This window comes from Mycobacterium sp. SMC-16 (assembly GCF_046250085.1).
GTDB lineage: Bacteria > Actinomycetota > Actinomycetes > Mycobacteriales > Mycobacteriaceae > Mycobacterium > Mycobacterium phocaicum.
Map to the genome: position 1 here is coordinate 3,272,122 of NZ_CP176427.1, position 19,106 is coordinate 3,291,227.

18 protein-coding genes are annotated in these 19,106 nt (G+C 70.5%); 8 read left to right on the plus strand and 10 right to left on the minus strand.

The features are described from left to right. Positions 1-4 precede the first annotated feature (4 nt). Together ACJEIK_RS15745 and ACJEIK_RS15750 are read left to right on the plus strand one after the other, a co-directional pair. Entirely contained in the window at positions 5-721 is a 717-nt protein-coding gene (locus ACJEIK_RS15745) for an LppX_LprAFG lipoprotein (protein ID WP_061010808.1), read from the plus strand. Then, positions 721-2,298 (plus strand): MFS transporter, encoded by a 1,578-nt coding sequence (locus ACJEIK_RS15750; RefSeq protein ID WP_406783649.1) that lies wholly within the window; start codon positions 721-723, stop codon positions 2,296-2,298. Before ACJEIK_RS15745 ends, ACJEIK_RS15750 begins: the two co-directional genes overlap by 1 nt. A gap of 76 nt (positions 2,299-2,374) precedes the next feature. On the opposite strand, the gene ACJEIK_RS15755 is transcribed toward ACJEIK_RS15750, so the two are convergent. The 7 genes from ACJEIK_RS15755 to ACJEIK_RS15785 all read right to left on the minus strand — a co-directional run bounded on the left by ACJEIK_RS15755 (position 2,375) and on the right by ACJEIK_RS15785 (position 9,793). Further along, positions 2,375-2,620 carry a hypothetical protein gene (locus tag ACJEIK_RS15755; protein ID WP_064858814.1) on the minus strand — a complete coding sequence of 82 codons (246 nt, stop codon included), beginning with the start codon at positions 2,618-2,620 and terminating at the stop codon, positions 2,375-2,377. Between the two features lie 328 nt (positions 2,621-2,948). Continuing rightward, positions 2,949-3,932 carry a bifunctional diaminohydroxyphosphoribosylaminopyrimidine deaminase/5-amino-6-(5-phosphoribosylamino)uracil reductase RibD gene (gene ribD, locus ACJEIK_RS15760; protein ID WP_409431706.1) on the minus strand — a complete coding sequence of 328 codons (984 nt, stop codon included), beginning with the start codon at positions 3,930-3,932 and terminating at the stop codon, positions 2,949-2,951. A 23-nt stretch (positions 3,933-3,955) separates the two neighbouring features. Further along, on the minus strand, positions 3,956-4,633 hold the full coding sequence (rpe, locus tag ACJEIK_RS15765; RefSeq protein ID WP_061006056.1) for a ribulose-phosphate 3-epimerase: 678 nt from the start codon (positions 4,631-4,633) through the stop codon (positions 3,956-3,958). A 5-nt stretch (positions 4,634-4,638) separates the two neighbouring features. Then, positions 4,639-6,108: an RsmB/NOP family class I SAM-dependent RNA methyltransferase gene (locus ACJEIK_RS15770; RefSeq protein ID WP_409429963.1), complete on the minus strand. Its 1,470-nt coding sequence runs from the start codon at positions 6,106-6,108 to the stop codon at positions 4,639-4,641. Beyond that, complete coding sequence (fmt, locus tag ACJEIK_RS15775; protein ID WP_409429964.1) at positions 6,105-7,031, minus strand: methionyl-tRNA formyltransferase; 927 nt, start codon at positions 7,029-7,031, stop codon at positions 6,105-6,107. Before fmt ends, ACJEIK_RS15770 begins: the two co-directional genes overlap by 4 nt. Before the next feature lie 36 nt (positions 7,032-7,067). Further along, positions 7,068-9,068: a primosomal protein N' gene (locus ACJEIK_RS15780; RefSeq protein ID WP_061010802.1), complete on the minus strand. Its 2,001-nt coding sequence runs from the start codon at positions 9,066-9,068 to the stop codon at positions 7,068-7,070. Beyond that, the gene (locus ACJEIK_RS15785; RefSeq protein ID WP_409429965.1) at positions 9,065-9,793 is read right to left on the minus strand and encodes a lysoplasmalogenase; all 729 of its coding nucleotides are present in this window, start codon (positions 9,791-9,793) and stop codon (positions 9,065-9,067) included. The genes ACJEIK_RS15780 and ACJEIK_RS15785 overlap by 4 nt, the downstream gene beginning before the upstream one ends. Here ACJEIK_RS15785 and ACJEIK_RS15790 point away from each other — a divergent pair. The 6 genes from ACJEIK_RS15790 (at position 9,792) to ACJEIK_RS15815 (ending at position 16,147) form a co-directional block, all read left to right on the plus strand. Then, a complete protein-coding gene (locus tag ACJEIK_RS15790; protein ID WP_061010800.1) occupies positions 9,792-10,715 on the plus strand; it encodes an alpha/beta hydrolase in 924 nt (307 codons plus the stop codon). The genes ACJEIK_RS15785 and ACJEIK_RS15790 overlap by 2 nt on opposite strands. Positions 10,716-10,718: 3 nt before the next feature. Continuing rightward, entirely contained in the window at positions 10,719-11,693 is a 975-nt protein-coding gene (locus ACJEIK_RS15795; RefSeq protein ID WP_061005092.1) for an alpha/beta hydrolase, read from the plus strand. 20 nt (positions 11,694-11,713) lie between these two features. Then, positions 11,714-13,192 (plus strand): NAD(P)/FAD-dependent oxidoreductase, encoded by a 1,479-nt coding sequence (locus tag ACJEIK_RS15800; RefSeq protein WP_061010798.1) that lies wholly within the window; start codon positions 11,714-11,716, stop codon positions 13,190-13,192. 106 nt (positions 13,193-13,298) lie between these two features. Further along, positions 13,299-13,700 carry a hypothetical protein gene (locus ACJEIK_RS15805; RefSeq protein WP_162563308.1) on the plus strand — a complete coding sequence of 134 codons (402 nt, stop codon included), beginning with the start codon at positions 13,299-13,301 and terminating at the stop codon, positions 13,698-13,700. A 189-nt stretch (positions 13,701-13,889) separates the two neighbouring features. Then, positions 13,890-14,915 carry a PLP-dependent cysteine synthase family protein gene (locus ACJEIK_RS15810; protein ID WP_409431707.1) on the plus strand — a complete coding sequence of 342 codons (1,026 nt, stop codon included), beginning with the start codon at positions 13,890-13,892 and terminating at the stop codon, positions 14,913-14,915. Next, a complete protein-coding gene (locus ACJEIK_RS15815) occupies positions 14,915-16,147 on the plus strand; it encodes an MFS transporter (protein WP_409431708.1) in 1,233 nt (410 codons plus the stop codon). Before ACJEIK_RS15810 ends, ACJEIK_RS15815 begins: the two co-directional genes overlap by 1 nt. Before the next feature lie 58 nt (positions 16,148-16,205). Here the strand turns inward: ACJEIK_RS15815 and metK are convergent, their stop codons facing one another. The 3 genes from metK to rpoZ form a co-directional block, all read right to left on the minus strand. Continuing rightward, a complete protein-coding gene (gene metK / locus ACJEIK_RS15820; protein WP_061006655.1) occupies positions 16,206-17,414 on the minus strand; it encodes a methionine adenosyltransferase in 1,209 nt (402 codons plus the stop codon). A gap of 112 nt (positions 17,415-17,526) precedes the next feature. Continuing rightward, on the minus strand, positions 17,527-18,786 hold the full coding sequence (gene coaBC, locus ACJEIK_RS15825) for a bifunctional phosphopantothenoylcysteine decarboxylase/phosphopantothenate--cysteine ligase CoaBC (RefSeq protein ID WP_061006656.1): 1,260 nt from the start codon (positions 18,784-18,786) through the stop codon (positions 17,527-17,529). A 19-nt stretch (positions 18,787-18,805) separates the two neighbouring features. Further along, positions 18,806-19,099: a DNA-directed RNA polymerase subunit omega gene (rpoZ, locus tag ACJEIK_RS15830; RefSeq protein ID WP_020101623.1), complete on the minus strand. Its 294-nt coding sequence runs from the start codon at positions 19,097-19,099 to the stop codon at positions 18,806-18,808. Positions 19,100-19,106 lie beyond the last annotated feature (7 nt).

Consider the following 19,106-nt stretch of genomic DNA (forward strand, 5'->3'; position numbering starts at 1 on the left):
GGACATGCAGACGCGCAAACGCTCCGCCATGCTTGTTTCCCTACTCTCCACCGTGATGGCCGGGGTGCTCCTGGTCTCCGGATGCTCGAAGTCCGAGGCCCCCTCGGCGCCGCTGCCGGACGCCGCGGCGCTGCTCAAGCAGTCCGCCGACACCACCCGCGGCCAGCAGAGCGTGCACCTGGTCCTGACCGTCAACGGCAAGATCGCCAAGCTGACGGTCACCAAGCTGACCGGCGACATGACGCTGACCCCGGCCGTCGCCGGCCAGGGCAAGGCCAACCTGTCGGTGGGCGGCATGGGCGTCCAGGACGCGCCGTTCGTCGTCTACGACAACCACCTGTACGCATCGCTGTCGTCCGGTGGCCCGCTGTCCGACTTCGGCCCCGCCGACGCCATCTACGACATCTCGGCGATCTTGCGCCCGGAGACCGGCCTGGCCAACATCCTGGACAACTTCACCGATGCCAAGGCCGTGGGCCGCGAGGACATCAACGGTGTGAAGACCGTCAAGGTCACCGGTACCGTCAGCGCCGAGGCCGTCAACAAGATCGCCCCGCAGCTGAAGGTCACGTCCGCGCTGCCGGGCACCGCCTGGATCGAAGAGGGCGGCAACCACCAGCTGGCACAGGCGCAGCTGGAGACCAGCCCGGGCAACAACCTGCAGATGACGCTGACCGACTGGGGTAAGCCGGTCACCGTCAACAAGCCCGACGTTCAGTAATGGCCGGGGGTAGCAACCGCCACGTCGCCATAGCCGCAGGCAGTCTCGCGGTCCTGCTCGGCGCGCTCGACACTTATGTCGTCGTGACGATCATGACCGACATGATGAAGGACCCGCCGGACGGGATCGGCATCCCGATCAACAAGATCCAGCAGGTCACGCCCGTGGTCACGTGGTACCTGCTGGGCTACATCGCGGCGATGCCACTGCTGGGCCGGGCCTCCGACCGCTTCGGCCGCAAGCTGGTGCTCCAGGCGAGCCTGGCGCTGTTCGCCGTCGGCTCGATCGTCACCGCGATGGCCGGCATGTTCGCCCCGGCGAACGAGATGGTCGAGCCGCTGATCCAGCTGATCGTCGGCCGGACCATCCAGGGCGTCGCCAGTGGCGCGCTGCTGCCGGTGACGCTCGCCCTGGCCGCCGATCTGTGGGCCGCGCGCAACCGCGCCGGCGTGCTGGGCGGTATCGGCGCCGCGCAGGAGCTGGGCAGCGTGCTCGGCCCGCTGTACGGCGTGGCCGTGGTCTGGGTGCTGCACGACTGGCGCGACGTCTTCTGGATCAACGTGCCACTGACGCTCGCGGCCATGGTGATGATCCACCTCAGCCTGCCGTCGCGCGCCGAGACCGAGACGCCGGAGAAGATCGACGTCCTCGGCGGCGTCCTGCTGGCCGTCGCGCTGGGACTGGCGACGTGGGGTCTGTACAACCCCAACCCGGACGGCAAGCAGGTGCTCCCGGAAAACGGCCCGCCGTTGCTGATCGCTGCCGCGGTCGTCGCGGTCGCGTTCTTCGCGTGGGAGAAGTTCGCCCGCACCAAGCTGATCGATCCGGTGGGCGTGCACTTCCGGCCGTTCCTGGCGGGCCTGGCGTCGTCGCTGTGCGCGGGCGCGGCGCTGATGGTCACGCTGGTGAACGTCGAGCTGTTCAGCCGCGGTGTGCTCGGCATCGACCAGGCCCACGCGATCTTCAAGCTGGCATGGTTCCTGGGCGCGCTGCCCGTGGGCGCCCTGATCGGCGGCTGGGTCGCGACGCGCGTCGGCGACCGGATCGTCGCCTTCGTCGGTCTGCTCATCGCGGCGGGCGCGTACCTGCTGGTGTCGCACTGGGACATGGATGTGCTCTCGGCCAGCCACGACCTCGTGGTGGTCTCGCTGCCGACGCTGCCGACCGACCTGATCATCGCGGGCCTGGGCCTCGGTCTGGTCATCGGACCGCTGACGTCGGCCACGCTGCGGGTGGTCCCGACGGCCCAGCACGGCATCGCCTCGGCCGCGGTCGTCGTGTCCCGCATGATCGGCATGCTCATCGGTATGGCGGCACTGACCGCGTACGGCCTGTACAAGGTGCAGCAGGCGCTGGCCTCGATGCCGCCGGTGAAGGGCGGCAGCCTTGCCGAGGCCGCAGAGCAGATCACGCGGAATACCAGGACCGCTTACACCATGCAGTACAGCTCGATCTTCCTGATCACCGCCATCGTGTGTGTGGTGGGCGCGCTGGCCGGTCTGCTGATCGCCGGCCGCCACGAGCAGGCCGAGGAGCCCGAAAACGCTCCCGAGGTTGATCCCGCACCGGTGGCATAGGCCGTAACGACAACGGAGCCGCAGAGTCGATCGACTCTGCGGCTCCGTTGTTTCTGGCCTCGTCAGCGGTAGCGGTTCAGCACCGCTCGATGCCCGGGCGCATCAGCACCACATTGGCCGGGATATACGCCGGGGTCGGCGCGGGCGCGGGCGCCGGGTGGGACCCGTTCGCGTGGGCCGCGAGGCGCACCAGCGCCACGTCCACGGCCTCGTCGAACTCTTCGACGACACTCAGCACCGCCCGTAGGGGCCGGCGGAACATCATGTCCTTGATGCCATCGTCACCCGGACGGAAGCTGAGCCAGTCCTGCAGTGCAGTCATGCTCGTATCCTTTGCTCGTGATCACCTTCGCTCTAACAACATCGGTGAGCGCGATATTTCAGCCGGATCCAGATGATCCGGTGCCTGTCCTCAATTTTACGGATGCGAAATCGGGGCTTCCTGCACGAATGTCACGGCGTTGATCTCGAACTGATAACGATTAGCAAAACTAAAGATGGGCCGCGGTGAGCCCAATCACATTGGGCGCCACGCTGAATCGCACATCTCAGCCGCTCACGGGAATCAGCTCGGGTGTGTCAGCCGGTCAGTTTCGCAGCCGAGCCGTCGCGGGCAAGGTGCAAAAAGTTCGCTGGAAGCTCCCGAGCAATCAGTTCGGCACCAGGCTGAGCCGGACGTCGGCACCGACGGTCGCGACGCCGTCGAACCGCCAGCGGCGGGCCTGCGAGATGGTCGCCACCCCGGCGTCGTCGATCGCCGCGATCGGTCCACCCAGCAGCGTCGGCGCCAGGTACGCCAGAATCCGGTCCACGAGTCCCGCCCGGACGAACGCCCCGGCCAGGGTCGGACCACCTTCGAGGATCACATCGGTGCGGTCCGCCAGCGCCTGGAGCACCTCGAGCGGATCGTGGGTCCGGATCACCATGGTCCGGGAATCGTCGTTCAGGACGTTGGCCTCCGACGAGATTTCGCGTTCCCCGACCACCACGCGCAGCGGCTGACGGGCCGCCGGGCTGCCGTCCGACAGGCGCGCGGTCAGCGTCGGATCGTCGGCCAGCACCGTGCCCGTGCCGACGACGATGGCGTCGGCCACCGCACGGTGCCGGTGCACGTCGGCCCGGGCCGCCGGGCCCGTGATCCACTGGCTGGTGCCGTCGGCGGCGGCGCTGCGCCCGTCGACGCTCGCCGCGAATTTCCACGTCACATGGGGTCGGCCGGTGCGCTGGCGGTGCAGCCATTCACGCAGCGGCCCACCGCCGACCTCATCGGCCAGGACGCCCGACGACACCGTCACGCCGGCATCGGTCAGCCGCTGGGCACCGCCCGCCGCCACCGGATTGGGGTCGGCCACGGCGAACACCACGGCCGCGACCCCGGCGTCCAACAGTGCGTCCACGCACGGGCCCGTGCGGCCCTGGTGGTTGCACGGTTCGAGCGTCACCACCGCGGTGCCGCCCGCAGCGCGGGTACCGGCGCGCCGCAGCGCCATCACCTCGGCGTGCGCCTCCCCCGGCGGCTGGGTCCCGCCGACGCCGGCCACTTCGCCGTCGCGGTCCAGGATCACCGCGCCGACCGGCGGGTTCGGGTACGTCGTGCCTTTGACCGCATCGGCCTGGTCGATGGCCATCCGCATGGCCGACTCGATGGCCTCCGGCGTCACAGCACCAGGTGCGGTGACGCGGCCGCGGCCTGACGCCGCAGCGATTCCACCGCGGCACCCGGATCCGCCGCGTTGTACACCGCGGAGCCCGCGACGAAGCAGTCCACACCGGCCGCGGCCGCGGCTTCGATGGTGTCGTCGTTGATGCCGCCGTCGATCTCGACGACCAGGGTCAGCTCACCGGAGTCGACCAGCCGGCGTACCGCGGTGACCTTGGGCAGTACCTCGGCGATGAACTTCTGGCCGCCGAAGCCCGGCTCGACCGACATCACCAGCAGGGTGTCGAAGTCGCGCAGGATGTCGAGGTAGGGCTCGATCGGGGTACCGGGTTTGACGGACAGGCCGGCCTTGGCGCCGGCCGCGCGGATGTCGCGGGCGACCGAGATCGGGTCGTCGGTGGCCTCGGCGTGGAACGTCACGTTGTAGGCGCCGGCCTCGGCGTAGGCGGGGGCCCAGCGCTTGGGGTCCTCGATCATCAGATGGCAGTCCATCGGGATGTCGGTGACCTTCAGCAGGCTCTCGACGACCGGCAGCCCCAGCGTCAGGTTGGGGACGAAGTGGTTGTCCATGACGTCGACATGCAGCCAGTCGGCGCCCTCGACCGCCGCGGTCTCGTCGGCGAGCCGGGCGAAGTCGGCGGAGAGGATGGACGGGGCGATCATTGGTCCTGCCATGGCGGTCAGACTACTTTGAGCGCGGCCGCGAACATCGCATCGGTGCCATGCCGATGTGGCCATAACTGCACGTGTGGTCCGGGACCCAGCCGATCGGCCGGGGCGAACAGCAGCCGGGTGTCGATCTGTTCGACCGGTTGACGTCGCACGGCGTCGGCGATCACCCCGACGGTCTCGGCCAGGTGCGGCGAACACGTCGCGTACAGGACCACCCCACCGGGCCGGGTGAGTTTGATTGCCGCAGCCAGCAATTCGCGCTGCAGCCGGGCCAGGCCGGGCACATCGGACGGCTGCCGGCGCCACCGCGCCTCGGGCCGGCGACGCAGCGCGCCCAGGCCCGTGCAAGGGGCGTCGACCAGGACCCGGTCGAAGGATCCGGGCTCGAGACCGGACTCACGGCCGTCGACCCGCAGGACCTCGACACCCATGCCGGCGGTGTTGCGCTCGACCAGGTCGGCGCGGTGCTCCGTCGGTTCGACCGCCGTCACCGTGGCGCCGCTCTGCGCGGCGATGGCCGCCAGCATCGCGGTCTTGCCGCCGGGACCCGAGCACAGATCCAGCCAGCGGGTGTCGTTGCCCTCCAGCGGCACCTCGGTCAGGGCGCGGGCCACCAGCTGGCTGCCCTCGTCCTGCACCTGCGCCAGACCGTCCCGGATCGGGTCCAGCTGGCCGGGGTCGCCGCCGGGCAGGTACACCGCGTACGGCGAGAACCGGCCGACGTCGCCGCCGATCGCCGCCGCGAGCTCCTCGGCACTGATCTCCCCGGGGCGGGCCGCGAGGTGCACGACGGGGCGTTCGTCGTCGCTGGTGAGCATCGCATCGAGCTCCCCCGCGTCGGCGCCGAGCGCGTCGGCGAAGGACTGCGCCACCCAGCGCGGGTGCGCGTGCGTGAACGCGGTGTGGCCGATAGGGTCGGCCGCCGCCGACGGCGCGAGCTCGGCCACCCAGGCGGCCTCGTCCTTGCTCGCGATGGTGCGCAGCACGCCGTTGACGAAACCCGCACGCACCGAATCGAATTCGATTCCGGCCTGCTCGACGGTCGTGTCCACGGCGGCGTGGGCGTCGACGCGGGTGCGGAGCAACTGGTAGGCGCCGAGCCGCAGCAGATCGAGCAGGACGGCGTCGATCCGGTCGGTGGGCCGCCCGGCGGCACTCTCGATCACCGCGTCGAGCAGCCCGATGCAGCGGCAGGTGCCGTAGGTCAGTTCGGTGGCGAAGGCCGCATCGCGGCCGGTGATGTCGCGCTCGCGCAGGATGGCCGGCAGCGCGAGGTTGGCGTAGGCATCGCGCTGCGACACCGCGCGCAGCACGTCGAACGCGGCCTGGCGGGCCGGATCGAGCGGCTTGCGGCGCGGGCCGCGTGGCGCCTGCGACCGGCCCGGCCGGCGGTCCTGACGGTCCCGGCCACCCGCGCGGCCCTGGTTGCCCGGACGGCCCTGCCGGCCCCCGCGCCCACTGTTACCGCGTTCGGTCACCGGGCCACCACACCTTCGTCCAGCCGGGCGCCGCGCGCCCAGTCCGCCGCATTCATCAGTTTCTTCCCCGGCGGTTGCACCAGGCCCAGGCGCACCGGAGTGCTCCCGGTGCCGACCAGCACGCCCGATTTCTGCACGCGAATTGCGCCGGGCGCCAACGCTTCTCCCTCGACAGGGACCACGGGGCCGAGCTTGACCCGCAGGTCGCCGATCTCGGTCCAGGCGCCCGGGTTCGGCGTGACCGCGCGAACCCGGCGGTCGACGACGTGCGCCGGCAGGTCCCAGCGCACGCGCGCGTCTTCGACGGTGACCTTGGGTGCGATCGTCACACCGTCGGTGGGTTGCGGCACGGCGGTCAGCGCGCCGTCCTCGACACCGTCGAGCGTCGTCTCCAGCAGCCCGGCGCCGGCGTCGGCCAGTCGGGCCAGCAGGTCTCCCGCGGTGTCGATGGGCCGCACCGTCTCGGTGAGCACGCCGTACACCGGGCCGGAGTCCAGGGCGCGTTCGATCTGGAACGTGGTGGCGCCGGTCACCTCGTCGCCCGCCGCGATGGCGGCCTGCACCGGGGCGGCACCGCGCCACGCGGGGAGCAGCGAGAAGTGCAGGTTGATCCAGCCCAGCCGGGGCACCGCCAGCAGCTCGTCACGCAGCAGCGCACCGTAGGCGACGACGGCGCAGCAGTCGGGGGCCAGCGCGGCGAGTTCGGCGACGAACTCGGGCTCATTGGGCTTGGCTGGCCGCAGCACCGGAATGCCTTCGGCCAGAGCGAGTTCCGCTACCGGGGACGGCGCCGGCTTGCCGCGGCGACCGGAGGCCGCGTCCGGACGGGTCAGCACCGCGACCACCTCGTGGCGGGGCGACGCGATGAGCCGACGCAAAGACGGCAGCGCGGGTTCCGGGGTTCCGGCGAAGACGATACGCACGATCCACCAGGCTACTTGTGCAGCGGCCGAACCTACTCATCCGATATGCAGCGGATCGATCTGCACCCGCACCGGCGTCTGATCGTGGCGGGCGCTGAGCACTCCGGTCGCCCGGCGCAGGGCCGCCGCGAGCACCAGCCCGCGCTCGCGCGAGACCCGCACCAGCATGCGGTGCACGGGAACGCCCGGGTCCACACCGGGCGGACGGCGGGCACCGAACGGCAGATCGACCGGGCCCAGCACCTCGGCATCGGGCGGCAGGGCGGCGGCCTCCAGCAGCGCGTCTGCCGCCTCGGGGACGCCGTCGACGGCCGCGAGATGCACGGCGGGCGGCAGCCCGACCTCGGCACGGCCGTCGAGCTCGGCCTCGGCATGCCCGACCGGATCCCAGCGCACCAGCGCCTGCACCGTCGGGATCGACGATTCGGCCACCACTGCGACCGTGCCCCCGGCAGCGCGGTCGAGCACCATGGCCGCTGCCGACATCCACCGGCGCAGCGTGTCCTCGGCCGCGCGCAGATCCTGTCGGCCCAGCAGCGCCCAGCCGTCCAGCAACAGCGCCGCGCCGTAACCGCCTTCGGCGCGCGGTTCGGCGCCCGGCGTCGCCACGACGACCGCGGGGCGGGCGGGTACCTCGGTCACCACGGCGTCACCGCCGGAGGTGACGACGGGCACGCCTGGGAAGGCCCGGCCCAGCTCTTCGGCGGTGCGCCTGGCCCCGACCACCACGGCGCGCACCGCGTCCGAGCCGCACCGTCCGCAGCGCAGCGCGATGTCCTGGCGGCCGCACCACCGGCACACCGCGCCGACGGTGTCGCGGTCGGGCAGTGACAGCGGCCCGGTGCAGTGCCGGCACCGGGCGATGGTCCGGCATTTGCCGCAGGCCAGTGCGGGAACGTAGCCGCGGCGCGGCACCTGGACCAGCACCGGCCGGCCGGCGCTCAGCGCGGCCCGCGCCGCACCCAACGCCATCGACGGCAACCGCGCGGTGCGGGCGGCGGCGTCGCGTTCGTGGGTATGGGCGTCGTCGTCGAGCGCGACGACCCGCGGGGCCCGGGCGCGCACCACACTGCGGCCGGCCACCAGGTCGTGCGCCCACTTGCTGCGCACCAGCGCCTGCGCCTCGGCCGTGCGCGCGAAGCCCCCGATGATTGCGCCGCAACGCAATTGGTGCGCCCGCAGCATCGCGACCTCGCGGGCGTGCGGATACGGCGCGCGAGGTTCCGCCAGCGAGTCGTCACCGTCGTCCCACACGACGATGAGTCCGAGGTCGGCGACGGGTGCGAAAACCGCGCTGCGGGTACCGATCACGAGGCGTGCCTGGCCGCGCAGCACCGACAGCCAGCGCCGGTAGCGCTGCGAGGGGCCGAGACCCGCCGACAGCGCCACCACCCGGGACTCGTCGACGAGCCCCAGCGCGGCGGCGTGGACGGCATCGACGTCGCGCTGGTCCGGCACGATCAGCAGTGCCCCACGGCCGGCGTTGACGACGACGGCCGCCGCCTCGGAGAGCCGCCGCGCCCAGTCCTCCCCCGGCAGCGCCTGCCACACCGCACGCGCGGCCCGGCCCTCGGCGAGCGCCTCGAGGAACTGCTCGCCACGGCCGTACTGCTGCCAGGCACCGGCGTCGACGTCCCGCGGGACGAACGGCGGGAGTTCCGGCGGCGCCTGTTTCTCCACGGTCGCGTGCCGGGGCGGAATCGCCAGCCGCAACACGTCGGGCCGGCTGCCGGCGTACCGGGCGGCCACCGCCTCGGCGAGCCGCTGCACGTCGGGGGTCAGGACCCGCTCGGCCGACACCACACGGTCCAGCCAGCCGAGCTTGCCGGAATGGTCGGTGTCCGAACGTCTTTCGAGGATGAACGCGTCGACCAATCGGCCGTTGAACCGCACCTTGGCGCGCACGCCCGGCTGGGCGTCGTCGGACAGCTCGGCCGGCACCAGGTAGTCGAACTCACGGTCCAGGTGCGGCACCGACAGCATGGGCAGCACCCGAGCCACGGGCTCGTGCTCGGCCTGCTGTCTGGTGACGGTCACGCAGTCGGTGTAGCAGACACGGCCGACACCGTCGACACCGTCCGGCCCGCGAAGAAGCCGGCGGTGATCAGGAGCAACGAGGCGGCGTACGCCCACCAGATCGGGACCGCCAGCCTCTCGTCACCGAGCACGAACTTGCTGATGCCGATCATGCCGTCGCTCACCGCGAAACACAGCGCACCGAGGGCCGTCGCGCGGGTCGGCAGCTCGGCGAACAGTGCGGTGCACACCATCGCGACCAGGACGGCCATGTACACCGTGACGGGGATGGTCATGTGCTGCGCCACCAGGCTCGGCCAGAACCAGATGATGAGCCCGACGCAGACGACCACCAGGACCGCGGCGCCCGCCGTGGCGGCCGGGGTGCGCCGGGCCAGCGGCAGCAGGGCGGCCAGGAAACACAGGTGCGCGATCAGGAACGAGCCGAGCCCGAACACGAATCCCATGGGCCAGCCCGGCACGGCCAGCAGGAAGTCGCCGCCCGCCGAGAACACCAGCGCGGCGACCAGCCAGTTGCGTTCGCGGATGATGGGATGGCCGGCCGCCATGGCCGCCAGCAGCAGCGCGGGTAGTGCCTTGACCTCCGGCTGCAGGGCGAACTGGCCGGTCAGATCGGCGCCCGAGGGCAACCGCAGCGCCGTCACGATGAGGAAGACGCCGTAGCCCGCCGCGACCACCGCGGCCGCCAGCCACAGCCGCCGGCGCAGTGCGTACGGTGAACTCATGTCGGACACTGCGCGTCCCCCGCTCGATCCCATTCTGCAAAAGGTACTGGAAGCCGTTCCGTTCCAATTGACCATGGACGGCGGCGTCGAAGCCGCCCGGGCCCGGTTCCGGGAGCTGCCCCGCAAGCCGGTGTTCCTCGAGGTCCGCGCCGAGGACCGCGTGATCGACGGCGTGCCGGTCCGCATCTACTGGCCCGCCGATGTCGAACCGTCGGCGCCGGTCGTGTTGTTCTTCCACGGCGGCGGCTGGGTGGTCGGCGATCTGGACACCTATGACGGCACCGCCCGCCTGCATGCCGCCGCGACCGGCGCCGTGGTGGTGTCGGTGGATTACCGGCTCGCCCCCGAGCACCCGTTCCCCGCGGCGGTCGACGACGTGTGGGCCGTCACGCAGTGGGTGGCCGCACACGCCGACGAGATCGGCGGCGACCCGAATCGCCTTGCGGTGGCCGGCGATTCGGCCGGCGGCAATCTGGCCGCGGTGGTCGCCCAACTGGCCCGCGACGCCGGCATCACGCTGCGCGCCCAGCTGCTGTGGTACCCCGCGACCACGTGGGACACGTCGTTGCCGTCGTTCACGGAGAACGCCGACGCCCCGGTCCTCGGCCGCGACGCCGTCGGCGGTTTCTCGTTGCTGTACGCCACGGGCGTCGACCTGCGGAACCCGCCGGCCGCGCTGGTCCCGGCGCGCGCCGAGTCCCTCGCCGGGCTGGCACCGGCCTACATCGCCGTCGCCGGATACGACCCGCTGCGCGATGATGGCATCCGTTACGGCGAGATGCTCACCGCGGCAGGGGTTTCCGTCGAGGTGCACAACGCCGAGACCCTGGTGCACGGTTACCTCGGTTACTACGGCGTGGTGCCGGCGACGACCGAAGCAGCCGACAAGGCGCTGGCCGCGCTTCGAGCCGCGTTAGCCTGAGGCATGACCCTGGATGAGACGCCGGACACCCGGCCCGCCATCGACCCCATCCTCAAAGCCCTCCTGGACGCCGTGCCGCTGGAGTTCACGATCGACGACGGTGTCGAGGTGGCGCGGGCCAAGCTCGCCGCGGTGCGACCGCCCGCCGCGATGTTGCCGGACCTGCGGATCGAGAACCGCGTGCTCGATTGCGGTGCGGCAGGCCAGATTCCGGCCCGCATCTACTGGCCGCCCATCGACGGCGAGACCCGTCCACTTCCGGTCGTGGTCTTCTACCACGGCGGCGGCTGGGCCATCGGTGACCTGGATTCGCACGACCATGTGGCCCGCGCCCACGCCGTCGGCGCCCGCGCCATCGTGGTGTCGGTCGAGTACCGGCTGGCGCCCGAGCACCCGTTCCCGGCGGCCATCGAGGATTCCTGGGCCGCGCTGCAGTGGGTCGGCGCGCACGCCACCGAGCTCGGCGGCGACCCGACGCGTCTCGCGGTCGCGGGTGACTCCGCCGGCGGCAACATCTCCGCGGTGATGGCGCTGCGGGCGCGCGACGCCGGTGGCCCCGCACTGAAGTTCCAGCTGCTCTGGTACCCCGTCGCCACCGGTGACGTCACGCTGCCGTCGTTCACCGAGAACGCCGACGCCCCCATGCTCAACAGCAACGTGACGGCGGCCTTCCTGGCCTGGTACCTGCCCGGCATGGATCTCACCGACGCCTCGACGCTGCCGACCGACCTGGCCCCGGCGAATGCCGAGTCCCTGGAAGGTCTGCCGCCGGCGTACATCGGTACCGCCGAGCACGACCCGCTTCGTGACGACGGCGCGCACTACGCCAAACTGCTTGCCGCGGCCGGTGTTCCGGTCGAGCTGAGCAACGAGCCGACCATGGTGCACGGCTTCGTCAGCCTGGCCCTGGCATCGCCGGTGGCGACCGAGGCCACCAACCGCGGACTCGCGGCACTGAAAGCCGCCCTCTACGCCTGAGTTTCCGCAAGTATGGACCCATGACAACGCCTGATGTCCAAACGGTGATCGTCGGCGCCGGCTTCTCCGGGATCGGGGCCGGCATCCTGCTGGACCGCGCCGGGCTCGGTGACTACCGAATCCTCGAGGCCGGCTCGGGTCCCGGCGGTACCTGGTTCTGGAACACCTATCCCGGTGTCGCCGTGGATATTCCGTCGTTCTCGTACCAGTTCTCGTTCGAGCAGAGCGCCGACTGGTCGCGCACCTACGCCAAGGGCCACGAGCTCAAGGCCTACGCCGAGCACTGCGTCGACAAGTACGGGCTGCGGGACCGGATCCGGTTCGGCACCGAGGTCACCGGTGCCGAGTACGACGATGCCGCCGACCTGTGGCGCGTGCACACCAGCGGCGGCACCATCACCGCGCGGTTCCTGATCAACGGCAGCGGTGTCCTGACGGTGCCCAAGCCGCCGGACATCGACGGTGTGAACGACTTCGCGGGCATCACGCTGCACACCGCGCGCTGGGACAGCAGCATCGACCTGCGCGGCAAGCGGGTCGCGATCATCGGCACCGGGGCCTCGGCCGTCCAGGTGATCCCCGAGATCGCACCGGTCGTGGAGCACCTCACGGTATTTCAGCGGACGCCGATCTGGTGTTTCCCCAAGCTGGACCTACCGCTGCCCGCGGCCGCCCGGTGGGCGATGCGCGTCCCCGGCGGCAAGACCCTGCAGCGGCTGGCCAGCCAGGCCTACGTCGAGCTGACCTTCCCGCTGTCGGCGCAGTACTACAGCGTGTTCCCGTTGGCCGACGGTGCGGCCCGGATGGGCCGGTCGTTCCTGCGCCGCGAGGTGCACGACCCCGTGGTGCGCGACAAGCTCACGCCGCGCTACGCCGTCGGCTGTAAACGGCCGGGATTCCACAACACCTACCTCGCGACCTACAACCGCGAAAACGTCAGCCTGGTAACCGAATCCATCGAACGCATCACGCCCACGGGAGTACGCACCGCCGACGGGCAGGAGCACGAGGTGGACGTGCTGATCCTGGCCACCGGATTCAAGGTGATGGACGTCGACAGCGTGCCGACGTTCCCCGTCACCGGTGCCGGCGGTCATACCCTCGGCGAGTTCTGGGAGACGCAGCGGCTGCAGGCCTACGAGGGCGTCAGCATCCCCGGCTTCCCGAACTTCTTCACGGTGATGGGCCCGTACGGCTACGTGGGTTCGTCGTATTTCGCGCTGATCGAAGCCCAGACCCACCACATCGTGCGGTGTCTGCAGCGGGCGGAGAAGCTTGGCGCCCACCGCGTGGAGGTCTCGCAGGAGGCCAATGACCGGTACTTCGACGAGATGATGCGCAAGCGTCACCGCCAGGTGTTCTGGCAGGACAGCTGCCAGTCGGCCAACAGCTACTACTTCGACAAGAACGGCGACGTGCCGCTGCGGCCCGCCACCACGGTGGAGGCCTACGTCCGCAGCCGCCGCTTCGACCTCGACGACTACGAGTTCAGCGCCTGAGGTCCGCGCCGGCACTCATATGAAAGTTCTTTGAACCCGGTAACTTTTCCGCATGCGTTCGCAGCGGCACGGCTATAGGCGCTGAATCGTCGGTACAGTCGCGGAGGTGACGACCCGGCCGATGCGATGGCGGACAGCGGCAGTGCTGCTCGTCGCGCTGCTCGGTCTCGGCCTGGGAATCCAGCTGGGTGCCAAGCCCGTTGCCACAGCGCACGCGCACGCCGCCCCCATGCTCGTCGCCCCCGGACACACGCTGCCGTCGGTGACCGCCGAACACCCGCACGCGCGGGACGGCTCGATCCTGCCGGCTCCGGAACTGTTCGCCACCGCGGGTCTCCCCCGGTCCGCCACCACGCTCCTGGCTCTCGGCCTGGTGGTGGCGCTGTGCGTCGCCACGGTGTGCTGGTGCGCGTCGAGGACGCTCACCAGCCGGGGCCCGCCCCGCCGGGTGGCTGTGCTCCACACCGGCCGGGCGGTCCTGACCCGGCTCTGCATCTCCCGACGCTGATCGGTCAGCGCAGGTCGGCCACTGTTCGTGGCTGATCGGTGTTCGCTGCCCGATCCCGCTGCCGCACCGCGGCCTCAAGCGAAAAGTGATGCACCCATGAACAATTCGTCCAACCTCACCCTGCCCAGAAAACCCTCTCGACCGGCGTCGGGGCCGTGCCGGCTGGCCCGGTACGACCGGCCGGGCACCATGGTCGGCGGCACCCCGGTGCTGCGGATCGCCGCGCCCTTCACCACCGACGACCGCGGCTTCTGGGCCAAGCTCGAAGGCGTGAACCCCGGCGGTATGAAAGACCGGCCCGCCATGTACATGGTCGAACGCGGCCGGGTCCGCGGCGACCTGTTGCCCGGCGCCCGGATCGTCGAATCCACCAGCGGCACACTCGGACTCGGTCTCGCCCTGGCCGGCACCGTGTACGGGCACCCGGTCACGCTGGTGACCGATCCCGGCATGGAACCGATGATGCTGCGCATGCTGGCCGCGTACGGCGCCGACATCGACCTGGTCACCGAGCCCCACCCGACCGGCGGCTGGCAGCAGGCCCGCCGCGACCGGGTCGCGGAGATCCTGGCCGGTGACCCCACCGCGTGGTACCCCGACCAGTACAACAACCCCGACAACGTCGACGCGTACCGCGACCTCGCGCTCGAACTGCAGTCGCAGCTGGGCATCGTCGACATCCTGGTGTGCTCGGTGGGCACCGGCGGGCATTCGGCCGGGGTGGCAAAAGTGTTGCGGGAGTTCAATCCCGACCTGAAACTGATCGGCGTCGACACCATCGGGTCGACGATCTTCGGCCAGCCCGCGCAGAGCCGGCTGATGCGTGGCCTGGGGTCGAGCATCTACCCCGACAACGTCGACTACGCCGCGTTCTCGGAAGTGCACTGGGTGGCACCCGCCGAGGCAGTGTGGGCGTGCCGGGCACTGGCCTCGACAAGCTATGCCAGCAGCGGCTGGAGCGGCGGCGCAGTCGCTCTGGTCGCCGGCTGGGCGGCCCGCCACCACGACGCGGACACCACGATCGCCGCGATCTTTCCCGATGGGCCGCAACGGTATTTCGACACCGTCTACAACGACGACTACTGCCGACAGCACAACCTCCTCGGCATCGAGCCGCCCGCCGAGCCCGCGGTGATCGCGGACCACACTGAGCGCGTGGTGGATTCGTGGACCCGTTGCACCACGGTGCGCAGGCCCGACGCGGCATCGCTGTGATGCCGGTGCTCACGCAGTTCCGCAGCTTCGGCTGGCCCAGCCGGGTGCTGATGCTCAACCAGTTCGGCATCAACCTCGGCTTCTACATGCTGATGCCGTACCTGGCCGGATATCTGGCCGGACCGCTCGGCCTGGCCGGCTGGGCCGTCGGCCTGGTGCTCGGGGTCCGGAACTTCTCGCAGCAGGGCATGTTCATCGTCGGTGGGACGTTGGCCGACCGGCTGGGCTACAAGCCGCTGATCGTGGCGGGCTGTCTGCTGCGCACGGCCGCGTTCGGCCTGCTCGCGGTCGCACAGTCGCTCCCGGCGTTGCTGATCGCCTCGGCGGCAACCGGTTTCGCGGGGGCACTTTTCAACCCGGCGGTGCGGGCCTACCTGGCCGCGGACTCCGGCGAGCGCCGGGTGGCGGCGTTCACGGTGTTCAACGTCTTCTATCAGGGCGGCATCCTCGCCGGTCCGCTGGTGGGGCTGGCCCTGATGGGACTGGACTTCCGGGTGACGGCGGGCATGGCGGCGGTGGTGTTCGCGGTGCTGACCATCGCGCAGCTGTTCGCACTACCGAAGGACCACGCCGATCATGCTGTCGCCGAGCGCGTCTCGGTCCTGCACGACTGGCGCACCGTGCTGGCCAACCGTCCGTTCCTGTTGTTCGCGGCGTCCATGGTCGGCACCTATGTGGTGACGTTCCAGGTGTACCTCGCGTTGCCACTGCACGCCGGAGTGCTGTCGCCGCGCCACGAATCAGCCATCGTGGCGGCGGTTTTCGCCGTGTCGGGACTGGTCGCCATCGGCGGCCAGATCCGCATCACGGCCTGGTTCACGGCGCGCTACGGCCGCGCCCAGTCGCTGACCATCGGCGTGCTGGTGCTCGCAGCGGCGTTCGTCCCGCTCATCGTGGTGCCCGACGACCGCTGGGGGCAACCGGCCGCGGTCGCCGCGCTGTTGCTGACGGCCGCGCTGCTGGCCGTCGGCTCGGCCGCGATCTATCCGTTCGAGATGGACACCGTGGTGTCACTGGCCGGCGACCGGCTGGTCGCGACGTATTACGGCTTCTACAACACCATCGTCGGCGTCGGCATCCTGGTGGGAAATCTCGCCACGGGCGCGCTGATGGAGACGGCGCGTCACGCCGGCCGGCCGGAACTGGTCTGGGTGTCGCTCACGGCGATCAGCCTGCTGGTCGCGCTCGCCCTGTACCGAAGCCGCCGGCTGGAGCCGCAGCCGGTCGGCTGACCGAACGCAAAACTGCCCCTCGTCCAGCGACGAGGGGCAGTTTTGTGTGGTGCAGGTGCTAGACGGAAGCCTTCAGGTCGTCGACCTTGTCCAGCTGCTCCCAGGGGAGCTCGATGTCGGTGCGGCCGAAGTGGCCGTACGCGGCGGTCGGCGCGTAGATCGGGCGCAGCAGATCCAGGTCGCGGATGATGGCGCCGGGACGCAGGTCGAAGACCGAGGTGATGGCCTTCTCGATGCGGGCAGGGTCGAAGTGCTCGGTGCCGAAGGTCTCGACGAACAGACCCACCGGGGCGGCCTTGCCGATGGCGTAGGCGACCTGGACCTCGACGCGGTCGGCGAGGCCAGCGGCGACGACGTTCTTGGCCACCCAGCGCATCGCGTACGCGGCAGAGCGGTCCACCTTTGACGGGTCCTTGCCGGAGAAGGCGCCGCCGCCGTGGCGGGCCCAGCCACCGTAGGTGTCGACGATGATCTTGCGGCCGGTCAGGCCGGCGTCACCCATCGGGCCACCGACGACGAAGTTGCCGGTCGGGTTGACCAGCAGCCGGAAGTCGGAGGTGTCCATGGTGTCGTGGCCCAGGTCGGCCAGCACGGTCTCGACGACGTGGCGGCGGATGTCCGGGGCCAGCGTCTTGTCGAGGTCGACGCCCTCGGCGTGCTGGGTGGACAGGACCACAGTGTCCAACCGGACCGGGACGTTGTCGCGGTACTCGATGGTGACCTGGGTCTTGCCGTCGGGCCGCAGGTAGTCGACGGTGTTGTTCTTGCGGACCTCGGTGAGGCGCCGCGACAGCCGGTGCGCCAGCGCGATCGGCAGCGGCATCAGCTCCGGGGTGTCGTTGATGGCGTAGCCGAACATCAGGCCCTGGTCGCCGGCGCCCTGGGCGTCCAGCGGGTCGCCCGCGCCCTCGACACGCGCCTCGTGCGCGGTGTCGACGCCCGCGGCGATGTCCGGGGACTGCGCGCCGATGCCGATGTTGACGCCGCAGGTGGCGTAGTCGAAGCCCTTGTCGGAGTGGTCGTAACCGATCTGGCGGATCCGGTCACGGACGATCAGCGGGATGTCGGCAAACGCTTCCTTGGCGCTGGTGGTCACCTCGCCCACGACATGGACCTGACCCGTCGTCACGAGCGTCTCCACCGCGACCCGCGACTTGGGATCCTGCGCGAGGAGCGCGTCCAGCACCGAATCGCTGATGGCGTCGCAGATCTTGTCCGGATGTCCTTCGGTCACTGACTCGCTGGTAAACAGCCGACCTTCACTCACGTCGCAAATCCCTTCCAAAACTTTAGTCCGGCGCATAATATCCGCGCCCGGCTACCGACTGTCGTGTACCCCTGCGCAGCAAACCCGTTCCGCGGCGCGGTTCAGGCTATGTTCATTCGTCCTTGCCACGCAGGAAGGCCGCGGTCGCATCGGCGATGCGACTGGCCATCAAGGTCTTGGACCCGTGCTCCAGCGCTGACTCGGTGCCGTCGGCGGCCAGCAGCCAGCCGTCGTTGACGTCGACCTCGAAGGCCCTGCCGTTGCCCACCGCGTTGACAACCAGCAGGTCACAGCCCTTGCGCTGCAGCTTGGCCCGGGCGTGGAACAGCACGTCGCCGTTCGCATCGCCGGTCTCGGCGGCGAATCCGACGATGGCACGAAGGTTCGGCAGCTGGCCGTCGGTGCGCGCCCGCACCGCGCCGGCGAGGATGTCGTCGGTCCGCGTCAGTTCGATGACGGGCGCTCCGTCGGCGTCGCCGGGGCCGTGCGTCTTTTTGATCTTGGTGGTCGCTACCTCGGTGGGACGGAAATCGGCGACCGCGGCGGCCATCACGAGGACGTGCGCGTCGGACACGTACTTGAACACCGCATCGCGCAGCTGCGCCGCCGAACCGATGTGCACGACGTCCACACCTGCCGGGTCGGCCAGGCCCACGGTGTTGCCGGCGATCAGGGTGACCTCGGCGCCGCGCTGGGCCATCACGCGCGCCACGGCGTAGCCCTGCTTGCCGGAACTGCGGTTGCCGATGAAGCGGACCGGATCGATGGCCTCGCGGGTTCCGCCGGCGGTGACGACGACCTTGACCCCGGCCAGATCGCGGGGCAGCGCGTCGCCGCGCTCCAGGAGCAGCTGGGCGAACGTGGTGATCTCTTCGGCCTCAGGCAGCCGTCCGGCACCGCTGTCGGCGCCGGTGAGGCGCCCGGAGGCCGGGTCCAGCACGACGACACCCCGACGCCGCAATGTCGCGACGTTGTCGACGGTGGCCGGGTGCATCCACATCTCGGTGTGCATCGCCGGGGCGAACAGCACCGGACAGCGCGCGGTGAGCAGCGTGGCGGTCAGTAGATCGTCGCCGCGCCCCGCCACCGCCCGGGCCATCAGGTCGGCGGTGGCCGGTGCGACCACGACCAGGTCGGCCTGCTGACCGAACCGGACGTGGGGCACCTCGGAGACGTCCTCGAACACGCCCGTGTGGACGGGATTGCCGGACAGTGCTTCAAAAGTGGCGGCGCCGACGAACTTGAGCGCCGACTCGGTCGGCACCACGCGGACCGAATGCCCGGCCTCGCTCAGCTGACGAACCAGGGTGCACGCCTTGTAGGCGGCGATACCTCCGGCGACTCCGACGACGATGCGTTTGCGGTCGGCCATGTTCGGCGCCTACGCGGCCTTACTCGCCCTCGGTGTGCTCGAGCAGGTCGCCGTGGATCTCGCGCATGGCGATCGACAGCGGCTTCTCCTGCAGGCCCGGCTCGACCAGGGGGCCGACGTACTCGAGGATGCCGTCACCGAGCTGGTTGTAGTAGTCGTTGATCTGGCGCGCCCGCTTCGCGGCGTAGATGACCAGCGCGTACTTGCTCGACACGCGATCGAGCAGCTCGTCGATCGGCGGGTTGGTGATACCCAGCGGCGTGTCGTAGGCGATGGCGGCGTCGGAGTCGATGCTCTCGACAGTGGTGCTCACGAAGGAT